Source organism: Psychrobacter coccoides, from assembly GCF_017498085.1.
Lineage (GTDB): Bacteria > Pseudomonadota > Gammaproteobacteria > Pseudomonadales > Moraxellaceae > Psychrobacter > Psychrobacter coccoides.
Window position 1 is genome coordinate 306,925 of sequence record NZ_JAGBKM010000001.1, and the last position, 20,220, is coordinate 327,144.

At 44.8% G+C, this 20,220-nt stretch carries 18 protein-coding genes; 7 read left to right on the forward strand and 11 right to left on the reverse strand.

What is annotated here, in order from left to right; translation table 11 throughout:
- Positions 1-230: 230 nt before the first annotated feature.
- Both acnB and J3492_RS01425 read left to right on the forward strand, forming a co-directional pair.
- Positions 231-2,834, forward strand: a complete 2,604-nt coding sequence (acnB, locus tag J3492_RS01420; protein ID WP_207988943.1) for a bifunctional aconitate hydratase 2/2-methylisocitrate dehydratase — start codon at positions 231-233, stop codon at positions 2,832-2,834.
- Between the two features lie 225 nt (positions 2,835-3,059).
- Positions 3,060-3,500, forward strand: a complete 441-nt coding sequence (locus tag J3492_RS01425) for a PACE efflux transporter (protein WP_243453031.1) — start codon at positions 3,060-3,062, stop codon at positions 3,498-3,500.
- A gap of 100 nt (positions 3,501-3,600) precedes the next feature.
- Here the strand turns inward: J3492_RS01425 and J3492_RS01430 are convergent, their stop codons facing one another.
- Positions 3,601-4,395 carry an enoyl-CoA hydratase/isomerase family protein gene (locus J3492_RS01430; RefSeq protein ID WP_207988945.1) on the reverse strand — a complete coding sequence of 265 codons (795 nt, stop codon included), beginning with the start codon at positions 4,393-4,395 and terminating at the stop codon, positions 3,601-3,603.
- A gap of 295 nt (positions 4,396-4,690) precedes the next feature.
- Between J3492_RS01430 and J3492_RS01435 the strand changes: the two genes are divergently transcribed.
- Positions 4,691-5,515: an alpha/beta fold hydrolase gene (locus J3492_RS01435; protein ID WP_207988947.1), complete on the forward strand. Its 825-nt coding sequence runs from the start codon at positions 4,691-4,693 to the stop codon at positions 5,513-5,515.
- Between the two features lie 19 nt (positions 5,516-5,534).
- Here J3492_RS01435 and J3492_RS01440 read toward each other — a convergent pair whose 3' ends face one another.
- The 4 genes from J3492_RS01440 to J3492_RS01455 are packed head-to-tail and all read right to left on the reverse strand — an operon-like array spanning position 5,535 to position 9,968.
- Positions 5,535-6,611 (reverse strand): HpcH/HpaI aldolase/citrate lyase family protein, encoded by a 1,077-nt coding sequence (locus J3492_RS01440; protein WP_207988949.1) that lies wholly within the window; start codon positions 6,609-6,611, stop codon positions 5,535-5,537.
- Between the two features lie 47 nt (positions 6,612-6,658).
- The gene (locus tag J3492_RS01445; protein ID WP_207988951.1) at positions 6,659-7,828 is read right to left on the reverse strand and encodes a cysteine protease StiP domain-containing protein; all 1,170 of its coding nucleotides are present in this window, start codon (positions 7,826-7,828) and stop codon (positions 6,659-6,661) included.
- A 38-nt stretch (positions 7,829-7,866) separates the two neighbouring features.
- Positions 7,867-8,688 (reverse strand): HAD hydrolase family protein, encoded by an 822-nt coding sequence (locus J3492_RS01450; protein ID WP_207988953.1) that lies wholly within the window; start codon positions 8,686-8,688, stop codon positions 7,867-7,869.
- Entirely contained in the window at positions 8,685-9,968 is a 1,284-nt protein-coding gene (locus tag J3492_RS01455; RefSeq protein ID WP_243453032.1) for a phosphoribosyltransferase domain-containing protein, read from the reverse strand. The genes J3492_RS01450 and J3492_RS01455 overlap by 4 nt, the downstream gene beginning before the upstream one ends.
- A gap of 590 nt (positions 9,969-10,558) precedes the next feature.
- Between J3492_RS01455 and J3492_RS01460 the strand changes: the two genes are divergently transcribed.
- Together J3492_RS01460 and J3492_RS01465 are read left to right on the forward strand one after the other, a co-directional pair.
- Positions 10,559-11,269 (forward strand): 4-vinyl reductase, encoded by a 711-nt coding sequence (locus J3492_RS01460; protein ID WP_207988955.1) that lies wholly within the window; start codon positions 10,559-10,561, stop codon positions 11,267-11,269.
- A 123-nt stretch (positions 11,270-11,392) separates the two neighbouring features.
- Positions 11,393-12,133 carry an MHYT domain-containing protein gene (locus tag J3492_RS01465; RefSeq protein ID WP_207988957.1) on the forward strand — a complete coding sequence of 247 codons (741 nt, stop codon included), beginning with the start codon at positions 11,393-11,395 and terminating at the stop codon, positions 12,131-12,133.
- A gap of 144 nt (positions 12,134-12,277) precedes the next feature.
- On the opposite strand, the gene J3492_RS01470 is transcribed toward J3492_RS01465, so the two are convergent.
- Positions 12,278-13,348, reverse strand: coding sequence for an ATP-grasp domain-containing protein (locus J3492_RS01470; RefSeq protein WP_207988959.1), 1,071 nt, complete (start codon positions 13,346-13,348; stop codon positions 12,278-12,280).
- Positions 13,349-13,519: 171 nt separating this feature from the next.
- Here J3492_RS01470 and J3492_RS01475 point away from each other — a divergent pair, with 171 nt between their 5' ends.
- Positions 13,520-14,758: a TerD family protein gene (locus J3492_RS01475; protein ID WP_207988961.1), complete on the forward strand. Its 1,239-nt coding sequence runs from the start codon at positions 13,520-13,522 to the stop codon at positions 14,756-14,758.
- Between the two features lie 129 nt (positions 14,759-14,887).
- Here J3492_RS01475 and J3492_RS01480 read toward each other — a convergent pair whose 3' ends face one another.
- From J3492_RS01480 to J3492_RS01490, 3 genes are all read right to left on the reverse strand, one after another.
- Positions 14,888-15,496: a TerD family protein gene (locus tag J3492_RS01480; RefSeq protein ID WP_207988962.1), complete on the reverse strand. Its 609-nt coding sequence runs from the start codon at positions 15,494-15,496 to the stop codon at positions 14,888-14,890.
- A gap of 73 nt (positions 15,497-15,569) precedes the next feature.
- Entirely contained in the window at positions 15,570-16,322 is a 753-nt protein-coding gene (locus J3492_RS01485; RefSeq protein ID WP_207988964.1) for a TIGR00266 family protein, read from the reverse strand.
- Positions 16,323-16,740: 418 nt separating this feature from the next.
- Entirely contained in the window at positions 16,741-17,316 is a 576-nt protein-coding gene (locus J3492_RS01490) for a TerD family protein (protein WP_207988966.1), read from the reverse strand.
- A gap of 234 nt (positions 17,317-17,550) precedes the next feature.
- On the opposite strand from J3492_RS01490, the gene J3492_RS01495 reads away from it, so the two are divergent.
- Positions 17,551-18,210, forward strand: coding sequence for a 7-cyano-7-deazaguanine/7-aminomethyl-7-deazaguanine transporter (locus J3492_RS01495; protein WP_243453033.1), 660 nt, complete (start codon positions 17,551-17,553; stop codon positions 18,208-18,210).
- A gap of 91 nt (positions 18,211-18,301) precedes the next feature.
- Here J3492_RS01495 and J3492_RS01500 read toward each other — a convergent pair whose 3' ends face one another.
- Together J3492_RS01500 and J3492_RS01505 are read right to left on the reverse strand one after the other, a co-directional pair.
- Entirely contained in the window at positions 18,302-19,372 is a 1,071-nt protein-coding gene (locus J3492_RS01500; RefSeq protein ID WP_207988968.1) for a DUF475 domain-containing protein, read from the reverse strand.
- Positions 19,373-19,636: 264 nt separating this feature from the next.
- The gene (locus J3492_RS01505) at positions 19,637-20,212 is read right to left on the reverse strand and encodes a TerD family protein (protein WP_207988971.1); all 576 of its coding nucleotides are present in this window, start codon (positions 20,210-20,212) and stop codon (positions 19,637-19,639) included.
- Positions 20,213-20,220 lie beyond the last annotated feature (8 nt).

Genomic DNA, 20,220 nt, shown 5'->3' on the forward strand with positions numbered 1-20,220 from the left:
CGGTGCTGAGAATTTAAAAGAGCAAAAAGCCCCTATAATCACGGTGGTGATACCATCCATTTTTATAATAAATGTTGGCTATGTAAGCGATTTTGTGCCCGCCCCATTAACTTTTTAGCCATTATAGGCTATATTAGCCGGGATAATTATTCAATATAGTACACCAACGCAGGCAGTCATACTGACTACTCACGTGATGTACTGATCACCAACCGACGAGGACGACTATTGTGTTAGAAGCTTATCGTAAACATGTCGCAGAACGTGCTGAGCTAGGAACTGTACCGCTTCCATTAGATGAAAAGCAGGTAGCAGAATTGGTTGAGCTACTAAAAAATCCACCAGCAGGTGAAGAAGAGTTCTTGATGAACTTGTTAGAAAACCGTATCCCAGCAGGTGTTGACCAAGCGGCTTACGTTAAAGCTGCCTTTTTGGCTGCTATCGTCAACGGTGAAGCCTCATCACCACTTATTGATAAGAAAAAAGCGGTTGAAATCCTAGGTACGATGCAAGGTGGCTACAACGTTCAGCCACTGGTTGCCGCACTTGATGATGAAGAGGTTGCCCAAGAAGCAGCTGATGCATTAAAGAAAACCTTGCTGGTATTTGATGCCTTTAATGACGTGACCGAAAAAGCCGAAGCGGGCAATGACATCGCAAAAGAAGTGATTCAGTCTTGGGCCGATGCGGAATGGTTCTTAAGCCGTCCAGAAGTACCACAGAAATCAACTTATACAACCTTTAAAGTCACTGGTGAAACCAACACTGATGACTTGTCTCCTGCGCAAGATGCGTGGAGCCGCCCTGATATCCCGTTGCACGCACTTGCTATGCACAAAAACTCTCGTGACGGCATCACTGCTGACGAAGAGGGCGTGGTTGGTCCAATGAAGCAGATCGAAGCGCTAAAAGAAAAAGGCCATCCGCTGGCTTATGTTGGTGACGTTGTCGGTACTGGCTCTAGCCGTAAGTCTGCGACCAACTCAGTGCTATGGCTGATGGGTGAAGACATTCCTAATGTGCCCAACAAACGTGGTGGCGGTCTAGTATTAGGTAACAACATCGCTCCTATCTTCTTTAACACTATGGAAGATTCTGGCGCACTACCTATTGAGAAAGTGGCTGTTGATAAGCTAAACATGGGTGATGTGTTCGACATCTATCCTTATGACGGCAAAATCACTAAGCATGACTCAGACGAGATCATCTCTGAATTCAAACTAAACTCACCAACTTTGCTCGATGAAGTGCGTGCTGGCGGCCGTATTCCATTGATCGTTGGTCGTGGTTTGACCAACCGTGCTCGTGAATACATGGGTCTGGGTCATTCAGACGTATTTGCCAAGCCAGAAGAGCCAGCCGATACCGGTAAAGGCTTTACCCTTGCTCAAAAAATGGTCGGTAAAGCGTGTGGCCTAGAAGGTGTACGTCCAGGTATGTACTGTGAGCCGAAGATGACCACAGTCGGTAGTCAGGACACCACAGGTCCAATGACTCGTGATGAGCTAAAAGACTTGGCTTGCCTAGGTTTCCAAGCGGACCTCGTCATGCAGTCTTTCTGTCATACCGCTGCTTATCCAAAGCCAGTTGACGTTGAGACTCAGCATACGCTACCTGACTTTATCATGAACCGTGGCGGCGTCAGCTTACGTCCAGGTGATGGTATTATCCACAGTTGGTTGAACCGTATGCTCCTTCCAGATACCGTTGGTACTGGTGGTGACTCGCACACCCGTTTCCCAATGGGTATCTCGTTCCCAGCTGGTTCTGGTCTGGTAGCCTTTGCTGCAGCCACTGGTGTGATGCCACTGGATATGCCTGAGTCTGTCCGTGTGCGTTTCGTCGGTGAGCGTCAGCCTGGTATCACCTTGCGTGACCTCGTCCACGCTATTCCTTACCAAGCGATCAAAGAAGGTTACCTAACGGTTGATAAGAAAGGCAAAATCAACGAGTTCAACGGCCGTATTCTTGAAATCGAAGGTCTAGAAGACTTGACTGCTGAGCAAGCGTTTGAGCTATCTGATGCGTCAGCTGAGCGTAGTGCTGCTGGTTGTACGATTACTCTATCTGAAGAGTCAGTGACTGAGTACCTAAACTCAAACATCACTCTGCTTAAGTGGATGATCTCAGAAGGTTATGGCGATGCCCGTACTATCAGCCGCCGTATCGAGCAGATGCAAGAGTGGTTAGCAAACCCAAGCCTCATGCGTGCTGACGACGATGCAGAATACGCCATCGATATGACCATCGACATGAGCGAGATCAAAGAGCCAATCCTGTGCTGCCCGAACGATCCAGACGATGCTAAAACTTTGGCAGATGTGGCAGGCGATACCATTGATGAAGTATTCATTGGTTCGTGCATGACCAACATCGGCCACTTCCGCGCAGCAGGTAAACTGCTACAAGACGTCCCAGCGGGTAGCCTGAAGACTCGTCTATGGATCGCACCACCAACCAAGATGGATGCCCGCCAGTTGATGGAAGAGGGTTATTACAACATCTACGCACAAGCGGGCGCTCGTACTGAGATGCCAGGGTGCTCACTATGTATGGGTAACCAAGCACGTATCGCTCCGAACTCTACTGCGGTATCGACGTCTACTCGTAACTTCCCGAACCGTCTCGGTCAAGGCGCTGATGTATATCTAGCGTCTGCAGAGCTTGCAGCAGTGGCAGCGGTACTGGGTAAATTGCCGACTAACGACGAGTATCAGCAGTACGCTGGCATGCTCAACAGCATGGGCGATGAAGTGTATCAGTACATGAACTTCGATCGTATGGAAGAGTACACTGAAGAAGCGGATAAAATCAACGTGGCTCAGTTGACTTAATCTTGCTTTAAAGCTAATTAGTAAGATAAAAATAAACCTCGTATCGTCATGATGCGGGGTTTTTGCTTTGTAGAATGTAACCCAAAAGAGTAGGTGTCTGATAATACAGTCTTAGGTATACTATATAAGCAGGCGGAAACCGTGGCTCTGCACTTGTTGTATGTTTAACTTTTTTCGGGACGGGCCGATACTTTGATTATGCACATTTGTGCTTTGGAGTCTTGGTTGATTACTTTATCTCCCCTTAAGCGTCGTTTGGTATATGTCACTGTTTTTGAGATAATCGCTATCATCTCTTCTACCTATGTGTTGATGCTACTTAGTGATAGCGATGTTGCAGAATCTCTACCCGTCGCTGTGATGGTCTCTGTGGCGGCGGTCATCTGGAACTTTATTTACAATACAGCTTTTGAGGCTTGGGAGCGGCGACGACAAGTGTCACGTACCTTGTTCATCCGTATTATCCATGCTTTGGGATTTGAGGGCGGGCTGGTACTGATCTGCTTGCCCATTTATATGATTTGGTACGATGTCGGTGTGCTAAAAGCATTTGTCATGGAAGCAGCGTTGTTGCTGTTTTTCTTGATTTATACTTTTATATTTACCTTAGGGTTTGACAAAGTCTTTACTCTACCAAATCAAGAGAAACCAAGCTCAGCTGCTTAAAGTCTATTGACCACTGCCCAATTAGGGTGTTCAATCTCTGGTCTAAAATAAAAGCTGCCGACTGGCAGCCTTTATTGAGTATTAGGGAGAGTGAGTTAGGTTATTTACCCTGATAAACCGGCTTGCGCTTTTCAACAAATGCCGTGACACCTTCGATAAAATCATCGGTCTTAGCCAATCTAGCTTGCTGATGTACTTCCATATCCAGCGCCTCATTCAGCCCTGAGTAAGCATGAGTATTGAGCATGTGCTTCATACTCGACAAAGCTTTACCTGGTAGGGCACTCAGACGAGCGGCGAGCTTTGCTACCGCATCATCTAAATCAGCAGACGACACAACTTGATTGACCAAGTTTAAGTCAGCCATGTCTTGTGCACTGATTTTTTCACCCAGCATCACAAGTTCAGTAGTCTTAGCAGGACCAATTAATTGATTTAATAAATATACGCCGCCCGCATCAGGCACAAGGCCAATATGAACGAACGCTTGCACGAACTTAGCGTTGTCTGCGGTGATACGAAAATCACAAGTTAACGCCAAGTTCATACCTGCACCGGCCACCGCACCTTCTAATTTAGCAATGATCGGCTTATGAACTTTACGCAGTTTTAAGCTGACTTCTCCTGCGCCTTCGACCATACCTTTCAGTTTATCTGAAAGGATGTCCTTTTCGATACCGCCAGATAGCATCTCTTTGATATCACCTCCGCTGGAGAAGTTACCGCCTGCACCCTGCAAGACAATCACACGAACGTCATCATCAGCCTCAGCTGTATTAAGAGCTTTTAGGACGCTTGTTTTCATAGAGGTGCTAAAAGCATTGAGGCTTTTAGGATCATTGAGCGTGATGGTGGCAATATGGTTTTCGCTTTGGTACTCAACTAGAGAGGACATCTGAAACTTCCTTATTTAATATAATGGTATGAAAAGAGGGGAGGTGTGCTTGCTTAGCGTTTGCTGGCTAACAAATACCACTGCTGACAACTCATTACTATAGCAGCTTACTCTGATTATAAAAGCAGGTTTTGTGGTCGCTAAAGGCACGCTTGGTGGCTTTTATGACCCACAAGCTATGACAACAGAGGGTGGGTATTGGCAAGGAGCTGCAAACCCAGTTACTATAGGATATGCGCTTTTTGATATATCCCAGTGTACTTACGATACCTCAGCGAATGATAAGGAAGTAGCTATGCCCCATATTCAAGTGAATGATGTCAATATCTATTATGAAGACAGTGCGCCAAACGATAGGCAAAAGCCTGTCATGGTTTTTGCTCATGGACTGTTGTGGAGTACACGTATGTATGACAAACAGATAGCACATTTTAAAAAAGATTATCGCTGTATAGCTTTTGACTTTCGTGGGCAGGGGCAGTCACAGATTACCAAGTCTGGCTATGATATGGACAATTTAACCCAAGACACTATTGCGCTACTCGATGCGCTAGAGATCGATAAATGTCACTTTGTTGGGCTTTCGATGGGCGGGTTTATCGGGCAGCGTATCGCTATAATGCAGCCAGCGCTTTTAGATTCGTTAATGCTATTAGAAACCTCAGCCGATCCTGAGGATCCAAAAAACATACCCAAGTATCAAAAGCTGATGACAGCGATTCGGTGGCTGGGTATGAAGCGGGTGAGTAAAAAGGTGATGCCTATTATGTTTGGCAGTAGCTTTTTAGCAGATAAGTCGCGCAGATCTGAGTGCAAGCAGTGGCTGGCGCACATGCAAAACAACCACAAGGTCGGTGTGACAAAAGCCACACTGGGTGTCATCGAGCGCAAAGGCGTTTATGAGCAGCTAGGCGCTATTGTGACGCCGACGTTGATTGTGGTAGGAGACGAGGACGCAGCGACACCTTATCATAAGTCTGAACGTATGCACTTCGCAATTAAAGGCTCTAAGCTGGCTGTTATCCAAGGCGCAGGCCATACGGCAACAGTAGAAGAGCCAGAGCAGGTGAATCAGGTCATGAGTCAGTTTTTGCACGCTGTAGATGTAGATAGCGTCTAAAAGATCGACACTCTATAGGCTACATTCGTGAGCCATACTCAGTACTGCTGTCGCTAATAGTACCAAACACCGCAGCACGGCTGATTACTTCCTCCGCCCAAGCACGGTGCGTGGCCGGCTCAAGCATGGTGTTGTTGTATTTAAACACGGCTTTGGCCTCACTATGTAATATGGCCTGCGCCTCATCGAGCATGCCAGTAGGTACACAGTAGGCCTGCTGTACTAAAGCGATTTGACTGGGGTGAATGACCGTTTTGCCGACCAATCCTAAGCTGACATCACGAGTCAGCTCCTGCATAAACAGCGTGGGCTGATCTAAGTATTCAAACACAGGTGCAGTCAAATAAAAACCATGGGGCACAAAACAGCCGAGTAACTGGTAGATCAACGTGCCGATCGGCGACGCATAAATAATGCTGTTTTTTGGACGACGTAAGCGCAGTGTCGCCAGCAAATCATTGCCACCGATACGTAGAGCGAAGACAGGCTGATTAAAGGCCTCTTTAAAGCCAATCGCCAGCTCTTGGTTGTGATGAGGATTAAATACAGCTGCTGTCTCCAAAGTCGGCATCAACAGCTGACCATTGCTGATATTCTGACAGGCCAATCGCCAATTGGATAGACTATACATATCGACTTTTGGTAGCACAAAACCATCGATAAGATCAATATGAGAAAACCCCGTTAGATACTCTAGCATCGCTGGATTACGTGGCCTGATAAACACCAACGGCCGTATTGGTTGTTGGCTCTGCTGCTCGATAGGATTGATGGTATGGCTCGATGGCTCATTGATGGTGTCTTTATGCGTGTACCAGGTATCTAGCAGTGTCTGCAAACGTTCAAGTGCCAGCTCAACATCGTTATGACTGACTGCATCTTCTAGGCAAATAATAATACTATTAATCGTTGCTAACTTATCACGTTTGATGACCTGCCATATATCCTGCCGAGTCGCCGGCATATACAGACTAGCACCCAATTGATGAGGGTGGTGGGCATGTGGCTTGATCATGGCGTGATGCTCAGTGATCAGGTGGGTATAAGACTGGGTATGACGATAAAGCTTTGATTCGTTGTTTGGGGTATCTGACATAATTGGTATCGTAAGCTGTGATAAATGAATGATGATTGATCGTTTTTTTATCTGTCCTTGTTGCGCTGCTTAATCAGCGTGATCGCTTGATAAGGCAGTATTTTATCACCCAATACACTGGTAGCGATATCACGTTCGGTACATAAATGTCGCAATAGTACGGTATCAGGATGATCAGCAGTCGCCAGTAAGATATGCTCAGGGTCACGGCGCAATATCGCTCGTGTCGCTTCGGCTATGGTGGGCTTAATACGGTTGCGATTGCGAATATCGTAATTTGTAGCCAGCCTCGCTATCAGATCAGCGGTCTGATAGCGAGGCTGCTCAAAGGTTGGTAGCAAGGTGGGTGACAAAGACAGCTGCTGTCGTGTGCTATCAATACGCTCTACAAAACTAAGACTATGATCAGCCTGTACTAAATTATCATAAAGCACACTGCGATGTAGTCCTGATTGCGGCTGAGTATAAAGGCTACGGGAAATCAGCCCTGACACCGTACTGTTTAATAGCCCAGATGGAATGAGCCAGTCCTCAGCACTTGCCGCAAGCCATGCCACACCAGCTGGATCAGCGAGTGTCAGTAGAGGGATGACGCCTTTGCCTTGATGGAATATATTGGTGAAGTTTGGATGGCTAGGGTCACTAAAGACTTCTAAACTGTGAGCCAACTCTTGATAGATGGCGCCTTTACCCGTCCAACCATCGACAAATACGATGGGGCTATTTGGATAAGCGTCTAATATCATCTGTAGTGCGACCGCATCAAGCCCACGATCACGAATGATACTGACCCCAAAATGTATGCTTGGCAGATGATAGTCACTGTCTGTGTCAGCTAGTGCTCGCTGCAATAATACCCCAATGGGCAAGCCTGCTCGTACTAAACTGACCAATATCAGAGGTTGTTCTCTGTCTACTTTTTTGTCAAAGATATGATGGAGTGTGTACGCTAAATCAGTAATATCAGTTGCGGTTCTGTCTGTCCCTGCTTCCAATGCTTGTTGATATAATTGCTCATGCATCGCTGTTGGCGCTTGCTCTAAAGTGAGCATATCAGAGTAGTGACGCTGCCCACTTTGGATCAGCGCTTCTTTTTGTGCCACAGGCACATCAGCGACGGTTTGTTTGTCAACGATATCAAGCAGGACCGTCACATCACTGGCAAGATAGCTGCCGGAACCGTATGCTTTTAATGTTTGAGTATTAGATTGACTCATAAATGGCTTCTTACTCATAAGTTCTGTGGTGGTTATGATTATTGCGAACGAATATGCTCATGCAGCTGACCATGATTGGGCATACCGTACCAGTCTAATAATTGTAAAAACGGTAAATCCGCTATGCTATCCCCAAAACCAAAACTTGGTCTTGTACTGTCCAAATGGTGCTCTAATAAAAACTGTACGGCCTGTCGCTTATGAACAGCATGGGGCAAAATCGCTAAATTATTAGCATTGACGTGGACATAAAAATCCTTGTCAAAGTCACGTACTAGCGCTGGCAGCTTTTGTGCTAACTCTGTTAACGCTTGATGATCTCGTTGTGCATGTTTGATTGCTAGATAAATGATCAATTCTTCATTAACAGAACCGTTATTAAAATTATCAATATGCGGTGTAAATACCAGCTGACTGTCATATTTTCTACTGTGACCCATGAATAATTGGCTTAGTTGGTGAAGTTTGTCTTGCAAGAGGCTAAGCTGATCATGCATGTGTTGTTGCCATGCGCTTAACAGCTCGCCATCAGCCGTTAAAATAATTGCACCGTGAGTTAATATTTGCCAGCTATCAAAAGGCAGTTTGACTCGTTTGATTTCACTACGGTCACGAGCGGTCACCACGATCAGCTCAGTACTGGCAAGTAACCAATTAAAGAACGATGCTTGGCGCTGACTCATAAAGCTAAGCGGCTCGTCTTGTTTGTTTACCGTAGCACAGACCAAACCTTCAGGCTTAGCAGTGGGCAAGCTCCACGCATCAATTTTGCGCTGCGTTTGAAATAAAGTATCATCTAAGTCCATTAACGCATAAGGCTTGATAAGGTTTGGGTCGGGCTGAAAAAATGAGGTGCTCATGTATCAACTCCCACAACCAAGACATTATCCAAGTTTTGCCACACTTGATCTACACTATCAGTGCTCGTTTCTACACACAGCACAATCAAATCCCAGTCATCAGGCGCCACGTTATAGACAAAGTTGGTCATGCCTAAACCATAATTGTCATTAAAACTAAGCATGGTGGTGATGGCGCCGCCAAGCGCAATCGGTGAGCGGGTCAAAGCGCTAAAGTTCACTGCAGCTACTGGTTTAGAATCTTGAAATTGTGATTCAAGCCATTCTGCTAATAAGAACGGCAACCAGACAAACTCATTACTGCCCAATACCAAAATACGCTCAGGCAGCTGACCTTTATCAAACTGTGCTTGCCCACTAAAACGGGTAAATGCAGTTTGAAACTTCGCCAGATAATCATCAAATCCATCGGTACTGTCCAGCGTTGGGAAGCGTCCCCAATGACCAGTATCCCCTAGCGCTTGACTGCCAGCCTCAGTCGTATCAACCGATGGCATAGTGATGGGCTCAGGATTGGGCGCATCTGTCCACTGCCATGCGCCAGATAACAGGTGATGACGATGAAAGTCGATATTAGGTAGGCGTGTCGATATTGAGTTGTCTGCACCCTGATTCTGATTTAGCGACCAATCAACCAAAGTGGTCAGATGTACCTGCTCGAGCTGGTCTAGTCCTGCGCCACGTAGAGCGCTGACCACATTGACGCAAGTATTGCCCGTTGAGGCTTCGTCATCCACCATAATCAATGTCTTGCTAGCAAGTAATTGCTCTTGCGTGGACTTGTCAGGACTTTGATAGATTAAATGTTGGCTGGCGTGACTGTGGTCTTCACTAAAGGTCGTCAGCAGCGCATCAGTATCATCTGCGCTATGCTGTGCATGACGAGTTGAGTTTAACAGTAGTGCATCGGGATATCGAGTCTGCAAGGCTTGATGCACACCAGCCGATAAGCCAACCGCCGTTTCTGCCATACCAATGACTAAAATCGGCTGAGGTAAATCGCTAGGTACTAAATTTGCCAAGTCAGTAAAAGCTTGGCGCATGATGCTTGGCGCAACAGGGATATGACGTCCCAAGACTTTTGAGACAAACAAAAACGCCCGTTTGGGATTGATGCGCTGAGCAAAGCCAAGTAGATCTTCTAGCTCGTAGCTGCTATGACCATATTTATCATGATTACTACTGGCATTGATCTGATAAGTCAAATCCAGCGTACCTCGGGGTAGAGTGATGGTACGTTTATAACTCCTATCATTGATGTTATCTAGATAATCAGGCATCGCTTAGTTTTACTCCGTATTTTATGTTTCGAACAATAGCCTGGTAGGGTTGCCACTCTGACATCCGCACTTGGCTTAAGTGTTGACTACTTTGACCTTGTTCTAATGATATTGCTAAATAAAAACAACCCTTAAGTGCCCCTACAGTAGAGAAAATCCTTCTATCGGAATAACTTACCACCTATCGGACAATTTATCATAATTTCTTGCCAGATTATGTTCATCCAGTAATAATGCGTTGAAAGTACCTTCTACAAAGTAAATATGATCTATGACTCTAAATTGACAGACGCCATTAGGATGGCTTTTATTTGCAATGTAGAACGAAGATGTTGAGTAAGCCTACAAGGTTTCAAGTTGGGGTTATGGCTGCAAGTATAGTGTATAAGTGCCTATGACAGTGTCTTTTTATAAGACTGAAATACAAATGACATAGCTGGCGTACAAACTGCTGACTTTCACAAACATTTTATTGCAAGTAAATTATTTTGAAATAAAAATATTAAGTCGTCACAAATAAATTCTCTTGGCCGCTAAGTCCATTTAGATATCTACATACCAGCTTGCCAGTTTAAAAAAGGAGTGGTCTTTTGAAATTCTCTTGTACATTTGAAACGTCTTCTGAGCGTATTCGTTTGGTCAATGTTATCTCACCGCTTTTGAAAGCGGGATATAAACTGATATCACAGAGACAAGAACCCTCAGAAAATGGTGGCAATATTATTCATGTGGTCGCTAGTAGTCAAGGAGATAAAACTCAAGCTGATTTAATAGATGATATATCTGGTATTGAAGGCTGTACTTTATTTAACTTAGAAATTGAGGAAGATACCGTCAGCTCGCCCTCTGCACCGGTCAAAAAAGCGCTAGATGAAAAAAGTGTTTTGGCTGCTATAGGTGCTCAGTACCCAGATATTACAGGTGTCGTGAGGCAGTACGAGGCCAGTATGACCAGCGATAACCAAGCGACTGCATTACATGAGTTGGGACGTAAGGTTGGCGGTGGTATTTACCAACGTGATTATGCCCTTGGTAGTCCTTTGAAGATGTCTACTGCTATCAGCCGAGAGCTCGTTCCAGCGTTAAAGGCGTTTTCTAGAGTAAAGGCTAAGGGTAACTCCATTACTTTAGTCAAGTGTCCATTTTGTCAGTCATCAGGCACCACTCATTCAGGCTGTCATTTTGTCGTGGGGTATATAGAGGGCTTTTTGACCAGCAATCCTGCTGTGGGAAGAGTCAGTGTCGAAGAGACCAGTTGCGGTGCGGGCAGTACTAATGTTTGTGAGTTTATTATTTGGTAGTTAAAAACAAATCCCAGTCTCTTAAGTTCTTATAAAAAAATTAATAAGTACAGTGGGTTTTTTGGCCCAGCCAAACCCGTGTTGCCGAAGCTTAGTGTCTATTAAATATAAAAGGTGGAAAAAATGATTGAAGTTGAATATAACATGCTATTGGTGCTTGTCTCCTATGTGATCGCAGTGTTTGGGTCTTATGTCGGTTTGAACCTTGCTATCCGGATTCCAGCTGCTAAACCTGGCTCGGATTTATACTTTTGGGTGGCGCTGTCCTCTCTAGCCATTGGGGGTGCGATTTGGTCAATGCACTACATTGGTATGATGGCAGTAGATATGAAAATGGCGGTCTCATATGATTTAGGTTTGACGATTGTTTCAATGTTACTGGCCATCATATTCGTTGCTATTGGACTGGCTATTGTAGGCCGAGGTGTACCGAGTATGGCTAAGTTGATCAGTGGCGGTGTGTTGGCTGGTCTTGGTGTGGCTGCCATGCATTATACTGGTATGGCCTCGATGGAGATGGAAGCCACCATGTCCTATAATACGCCACTTTTCATTGCATCTATTATTATTGCTATTGTGGCAGCAACGGCAGCACTCTGGTTAGCATTTAATTTACGTGGTAATCTACAGCGTTTTGGTAGTGCTTTTATCATGGGTGTCGCTGTTTGTGGTATGCACTACACGGGTATGGCAGCGATGGAAATGACACATACCAGCCAGATGATGTCTATGGACTATACACATTCAGGCGCATTCATGTCATCTATGATGATTTTCATTGGCGCAGTAGTCGTGTTAAGTGCATTATGGGTTGTTGCTGCTAATAATGCCCCACAAAAAACAGCCTTAGTATTTGGTGAGTAATGACAGGTCATTGTCAGTGACCATGATACAGGGCTGAGATAATAAAAAAGGTTTTTAGATGATACTCTAAAAACCTTTTTTTGTGCTTTATACTTATCAGTTTGGTTGAATTGCAGTACTTATAGGCGGGCATGGTGGTCTGGCTCAAACCTTAACACTGGTCATGATAGAGCGTATTTGACAAGGCGTAATCTGCTGAGTAATATCAGCCAGTTTGGGCTTGTCTGTTAAGCCAAGCCAATAGGCAAATCCTACTTGCGTTAAGTCTACTCCGCTATGCACTGTATAGCCAATACCACCTGAGGGGCGACTGTTAATCTCAAGCACACGGTGTTGACCATCGTCGCCCGCCTTGGTTTGTACACTGACGATACCATCGCAACCAAAAGCTTTAATCAAAGGAATGACCACATCCATGACGGACTGCTCATAGCCAACATGCTGTATTTTCCCTATTTTGTGACGAGTGACAGCTGCCAATACCTCGCCATTGTCGCACACCACATCGATAGAGTACTCACGTCCAGCCAGATAAGGCATCAGCAACATAGGAATAGGGCGCTCGTGTACTATTTGACTGTTTGCATAAGCCGCTATAAATTGAGCAGTATTGATTTTTTTGGCATCAGTAAAGTATAAATGCTCAAAACTATCATACTTCTCACCTGAGGGCTTACCAGTATCAAGTCGCCAAAACCCTTGGGCAAATATACCAGTGACTGGTTTGACGCATAGGCGCTGATTGCCATGTTGTGCAATCAGCGCTTCGAGCTCAGCAGTATTATCAAAACGCCAAGCCTCTGCCACAGGAATATTATGCGCTTGACAATGCTGCATAAAAGCAAACTTATCATCGATCGACTGCAATGCAGCGACGCTCGTCGCCCCTGTAAACAAACGAATGCCAGCTGCTTGGAATGTCTCACGATGTGCTTCATAGTCAATACCATTACGGCCAGTCAGAAGTACCTTCACCTTATGTTGTATGGCCCGCTCTAAGACAAACTGCCAACGTTTATCGCCAGCTTCTGTAGGCTCATAAAATACGGTATCGGCACATTCAAAAATTTCAGGCCTATTCTGACGGTGTGAGGCGATAATATGAAATGGGGTATGAGATTGAGCTTTGAGCTGTTGTAAGCTGGCAAGCATATCACGCTGGCTTGATTGACCTTCTGCAAGCCAAACAGCTGGGGGAGAGGTAGAGTGAGACATGAACAATGGTATCCTAGTGTTGATCTGAGGGAGTGCGGCACGTTTATTATAACTGAAGAAGGTGTCACTCAATACTGCAAGCTTAAATACCGGCGCTAATGAATAGCGCCACTTGATGCCATCTATAACCGTGCTACTATAGAGCCAATTCAAAACATACAGGATCACATTATGAGCCAGCCTCAAGTACTGATTGCAGGAGCAAATGCACCACTGCCAACGGATAATATTAGTATCCGTATTTTAAGCCAAAATGCGGTTGATTGTGCTGCTTATCGCTTGACCACAGAAGGCAAGGTTCGTGGCGATGGCGACATGATATTTTATGGTCAGACCAGTAGTGACGATGGTAGTGTGAGCTTTCGTGGTCACGATAGCGACGGCTTTTTTGATATTAATTTGCCAGCGCAGCCTGCCAACATCGAAAAAATAGCTTTGGCGTTTTCGAGTGAACAGACGCTGGCGCAAATTGGTGATGTCGATATCCAAGTGCTACAAGGCAGCCAGATACTATTGACTTGCCAACTGTCAGCAACTGGGCGCAATGAAAAAGCGATTATCTTAGCAGAGTGCTATCGCCGGCAGGGCAGTTGGAAGTTTCGCTTTATCGCCCAAGGTTTTAATGGCGGTCTCAAGCCTTTATCCGAGCATTTTGGTGTGAAGATTGCCGATGACACACCTGCGCAAAGCCAAGCTATGAACACCCAAAAACCAATCAATACACAAAAAACAGTTGGTCAAGACAGCACACCACCGCCCATTCCTAGCAGTCCTGCGGTTAACCTTAACAAAGTGACATTGACCAAAAGTCAGTCCAGTATCAATCTCAAAAAACGTGATGACTTCGGTAAGATATCGATTAATCTAAACTGGAACCAACGTCCTAATGTCGATACCCAAGCGCCCAAAAAAGGCCTGCTGGGGGATTTATTTAAGCAGCATAAAACATCAGGTGTAGATCTGGATATTGGCGCTATGGTACATCTTAAAAACGGTGAAAAAACCTTGATTCAGGCTTTGGGTAATCGTTTTGGCAGCCTACAAGCGCCGCCTTACGTGTGCTTACGTGCTGATGACAGAACAGGGCAGCTGAGTGGTGGTGAGTGGCTCGATATTAATGGCCAACAATGGTCACAGATTGAAGAGGTGTTTATCTTTGCTTTTATTTATGAAGGAGCACCTAACTGGGCACAAACCGATGGGGTAGTGACCATTCATGTACCTGAGCAAGCACCGATTGAGACTCGTCTTACAGAGGGCGCAAACAGCTCGCCGATGTGTGCCATTGCTCGTTTGGTCAATCAGCAAGGCAGTATCAATGTTGAGCGTATCAACCAATATTTTAAAGGTCACCAAGATATGGATAAAGCCTTTAATTGGGGTTTTAGCTGGAAACGTGGGCGTAAGTAGCTACCGAGTATCAGGTATGATCAAGTAAACGGGCTACTGTAGATACTTAGAAAACGATAACCCAAATAAAAAACCGCCTAAATTGATAATTAGGCGGTTTTCTTGTGTTTTAACGGTCTTGACTTTGAGTTAGGCATGCGGAGAGATAGCAGGCATGAGGTCATGAAAGGTACGACCAGATGCGGTTTCGCCAATAGCGTGCATCTTCCATTCGTTGTTATGGCGATACACTTTTGCCATTATCATCGCCGTATGACCACCTTGTGCCGATAAGTTATAACGGGCAACTTCTTGATTGTTATTGGCATTGACGATACGGCAAAATGCATTTTCGACGCTTTCAAATGTCTGACCTGTGAAGCTGTTGACCGTAAACATCAGTGATACCACGTTTTCAGGAATCTTTGATAAGTCGACATTGATGATTTCATCATCACCTTCGCCTTCACCAGTCCGATTGTCACCAGTGTGCAAGATGCTACCATCTTTAGATTGTAGCTGACCAAACCAAATGGCATCGACGGGTTGTTTGTTGCTATCGAACATAATGCAAGAAGCGTCCAGATCGATAGAGTCTCCACCACTACCGCCACCGAATAATTTACCTAAGAAGCCACCTTTGTTAGCATGGGGACCTTGTGCAACATCCCAACCAAGACCCAGTTTGACTTGGGTTAGTGTGACACCAGCTTCTTTACTTAAGGATATTTTTTGTCCTTTTTGTAGACTGACTGCCATGCGAGAATCCTTATTATGTGAGTTAGAAGGTTGGATCTACTGCATATTAGCGCACTAAGCAGACCCTATATGGTTATAAAATATTATCTAAAAAGCCCCCGCCGCCACCGCGTCCACCTGAGTTACTGCCAAGGATGCTTTGTAACCAACCTTGATAGCTATCACGGTTGCGGGAGCAAATGACCACTTTACCGCTACCCGAAAAGTTAAGCACCATGCCTTCGCCACTGGTAACGGAGTTGATGATATTACTCATGATACCTTTTTTCTTGCTAGTGGAGACGGACAGCTTATACTCAAGCTGAGAATCCCAGCAGACCACATGACCATTATCGATGATCACGTCTTTGTCAGGGGTCACCTCAATCTCAAACAAAGACCCAAAACCTGAGACCACCACCTGACCTTTACCTTGGGTCTGCATGACCATAAAGCCACCTGTATCACCAAATACAGCGCCTCCCAAATTACGTTGTATATTGGCTCTGATGTCGACACCCGTTTGCGCGGCGACAAAAGCACCGTCACTCAGTGTATACTGCTGCGCCCCGACGTCCAAGATTTGCATATCACCATCTAGGGTAGGGGCTAGGAGACAATCACCTTCACCGTTGACCGCTTCGATCTGTTGTTGAAACAGTGATTCATCATTGGCGAAACGGCGCATCAATGATTGCATCACTCCGCCTTGTAATTTACCTTTTAGTTCAAGATTCGACTCCATCATCACCATGGCATTGGCTTCGCAGTAAATAGAGTCGCCTTTTTTAAGATTACAATGTAAAAAAGGTTCAATGGTGCCTATTAAACTAAATGTTGCGGCCATAAGTGACAAACCCTTATGTTGTTGTTTTTGAGGGGTAGTGTTTAAATGAATCAAACCAACTGAAAATCTGGCTTGAAAATTAAACTGTGGGGATTAGATTAAAATGCCAAGTATAGTCGATACACTCTAAAAATGTCATAGCGCTACTGGGATGCTTTCTGTTCAAAATATAGGTTGCGCAGCCTCTAGGGAGAGCAGCACGCAAGTAAAATTTATACCAGTAGTGCGTTTAAATCCATAACAGCTTTACATTCAGCTGACTATATTATTAAAATTAAAGTGCGTCAGTATTAGCCTGCAAACACTATAAATGTCATCAAACAGATCGAGATCGTTTGTGATAACCTAGCTATGGACTCAGTAATTTTATTGAGCCCACGCTTAAAGTGTGAATGACATTTAAATACGGCGTTTTAACTTATACATTAACGCCATAAGAGGCAGCTAAAGGTCCAAGACCACCGCTAAAGCCTTGACCCACAGCGCGGAATTTCCAATCACCGCTGTGACGATAGAGCTCACCAAATATCATGGCTGTCTCGGTGCTGCCATCTTCTGACAAGTCATAACGAGCGATCTCACTATTGCCATTATCATTTACGACACGGATATAAGCTTCACCGACTTGACCGAAGTTTTGATTACGTGCTTGACCTTCATAAATAATGGCACAAACCGCAACTTTATTTACATCGGCTGGGATGCTGGCTAGGTTGATTTTAATTTTTTCGTCATCGCCATCGCCTTCACCAGTACGGTTGTCCCCAGTATGCTCGACCGCACCATTGTCTGATTTTAGGTTATTAAAAAAGATAAAGTCTTGGTCAGTACGTACTTTGCCAGCTTCATTTACCAAAAATGCAATGGCATCCAAGTCAAACTCTTGGCCATCAGTGGCTCGTGGATCCCAGCCTAGACCTACAGTGATATTGGTCAAGCCTGGTGCTTCTTTTGATAGGTTTACATTGCCGCCTTTTGTTAAGCTAATAGCCATAAAACTGTCCTTTGGTTTAATAGAATAAGTTTATTGTTAGATTAAGTTTAATAATACTAAGCGCCAACATACTACGCAAGTCGTATTTTGTGTGTCTGTGTGACACATATCTCTCTATTCAAAATGCTGGTTTTGTAGGTAGACAGACAGCCCCTTGGCTATTGCTTTCATTTTGCTTTATAATCTTGTGCGCTCAGGTTCCCTCAACCCTGATTTAAAAAAAAGGTTTCCTTTATGAATACCAGTATGACTTCTGCTCGACCCACCCCGCTTATACAAGACAGACGTGCTTTATTTTGGCTAGTAGGTCTGCATATCTTTATCATCGCCATTAGCAACTACTTGGTACAAATACCTGTTGAGTTATTTGGCTTTATTACCACATGGGGTGCGGTCACTTTTCCTTTTATCTTTTTGATCACTGACTTGACAGTGCGTATATTTGGCCAACATCTGGCAAGACGCATTATATTTTTTGCGATGCTGCCAGCGCTGCTGATCTCTTATTATTTTTCTGTGGTGTTTGTCGATGGTCAGTTTGTCGGTCATCAGCATCTGTTAGAGTTCAATCTGTTTGTGTTTCGCATTGTGTTAGCAAGCTTTAGCGCCTATGTCGTGGGGCAGCTTTTGGATATTCATGTATTCAATCGTTTGCGTCAACTTAAGACTTGGTGGGTTGCACCGCTTACTTCTTCGTTTATTGGTAATTTGGTGGATACCTTTTGCTTTTTTTCGATCGCCTTTTATGCCAGTCCTGATACTTTTATGGCAGCAAATTGGATTGAGATTGGGACTGTAGATTATATATTTAAGATGGTTATGGGCGTGTTGTTTTTCTTGCCTTTGTATGGTGTGGTGCTGTCGAAGCTACAAAAAATGTTGGCGATAAGATAGAGCAGAAGGCTGGTTTGTTGAGTAAAAAAACAGGCCATATCAAAGTGTTTGATATGGCCTGTATGCGTATTTAGTATCGATATTTAGCGATTTATGATTGTTCAGTGATGCTCTTATCTTGCTGCTTACGGTACTGCAATGATGCAAAGAACGCCCAACCAATAAAGGCAATACCAATAAGGCCAGTAATCAACTCTGGCACATGGAACTTGACCGACAACAGCATAATGATAGCAAGAGCACCGATTGCGTAATGCGCACCGTGCTCAAGATAAATGAACTCATCAAGTGTGCCTTTATCGACCAAAAAGATGGTCATCGAACGCACAAACATCGCACCAATGGCAAGACCCAACATGATGACAATCACGTCATTAGTAATGGCAAAGGCACCAATCACACCGTCAAAACTGAATGAGGCATCAAGTACTTCTAGGTATAAGAAGCCGATAATACCTCCTTTCATAATGGCGCTGGTTGCTGCTGCGCCTGAGCCGTCCTCCTCTAGACCTTCTTCAAGGTCGCCCTCAAGCATGCCTGATACTACCTGTACGCCTAGATAGACAAGAATACCCCAGACACCGGCAATCAAGACCGCTGCTGACTGCTCAGCACTGGCCCAAGACACGGCAACCATAAGCACGATCAGCGCCACAAACACACTCATGGCATCCACCTTACCCAGCTTGGCCAAACGGGTCTCAAGCCAATTAAACCAATGTACGTCTTTGTCATCAAATACAAAGTTTAAAAATACTAAGAGTAAGAAAATACCACCAAAGGCTGAGATTTCGGCATGGTGTGCCATCAAGCGGGCTGAGTATTCTTCTGGGTTATACAAGGCCAGATTGACCACTTCCATCACGCCAAGATCTGCAGTCACAGCGACGATGACGATTGGAAACACCAGGCGCATACCAAACACGGCAATTAAAATACCAATGGTTAAGAAAATCTTTTTCCAAAACTCGTCCCAGCCCTTAAGCACTGAGGCGTTGACCACTGCGTTGTCAAAAGATAGCGAAATCTCCATGACGGCCAAAATAGCAGTAATTGATAGCGTGGCTATCATACCGCCCATACCGCCGTGTGAGTATCCCCACCATGCTGCCACAGCTAAAGCAATGGCGGTGAAGACGAAGTCTAAATAAAAATGTCTCATGACATATCCTGTCTGGTTATGTAAAGCTAAGCCCGGTCTTTTATGGACACAGGCTATAAAAAAGTGGTCATGACTCACCACTTTTCATGCATAAATTTTAGATGAAACATAAAGCATTATTAGTCGTTTTGCTACAAAAAATTGTGACTATTTTGCAACTATTTTCGCTTTACTATTATTAGTAGTGACTTGAAAGATCTGAACTACCAATAAAATGCTTAAACCAGTGCTAAGCCGTTTGGACCTAGCAATGCCCTACGCAAACTAGATATTAACACCGTATTGATGGCACATCGCTTGTAAGCCACCTGAGTAGCCTTGGCCTACCGCACGGAACTTCCATTCGCCGTTATGACGATAAACCTCACCAAACACCATGGCGGTTTCTACAGAGTAGTCTTCTGCTAAGTCAAAACGCACAACTTCAGTGCCGGTTTCTTCGTTGACGACACGGATAAAAGCATTGGCGACTTGACCAAAGTTTTGGCTACGGGCAGCCGCGTCATGGATAGTGACTGTAACGACGACTTTATCGATATCGGCAGGCACTTGCGTGAGATTGACTTTGATGACCTCGTCATCGCCATCACCTTCGCCAGTACGGTTGTCACCAGTGTGCTCAACTGCACCGTTATCAGATTTGAGCTGATTATAGAAGATAAAGTCCTGATCGCCGCGTACTTTACCTGCGTTATTGAGTAAAAACACACTGGCATCAAGATCAAACTCAGCGCCAGAGGTTGCACGCTCATCCCAGCCAAGGCCGATAAGCAGCTTGGTGAGGTTTGGATCAGTTTTGGTTAGCGACAAATTGCCGCCTTTATTTAATGACAAAGCCATAATACTTC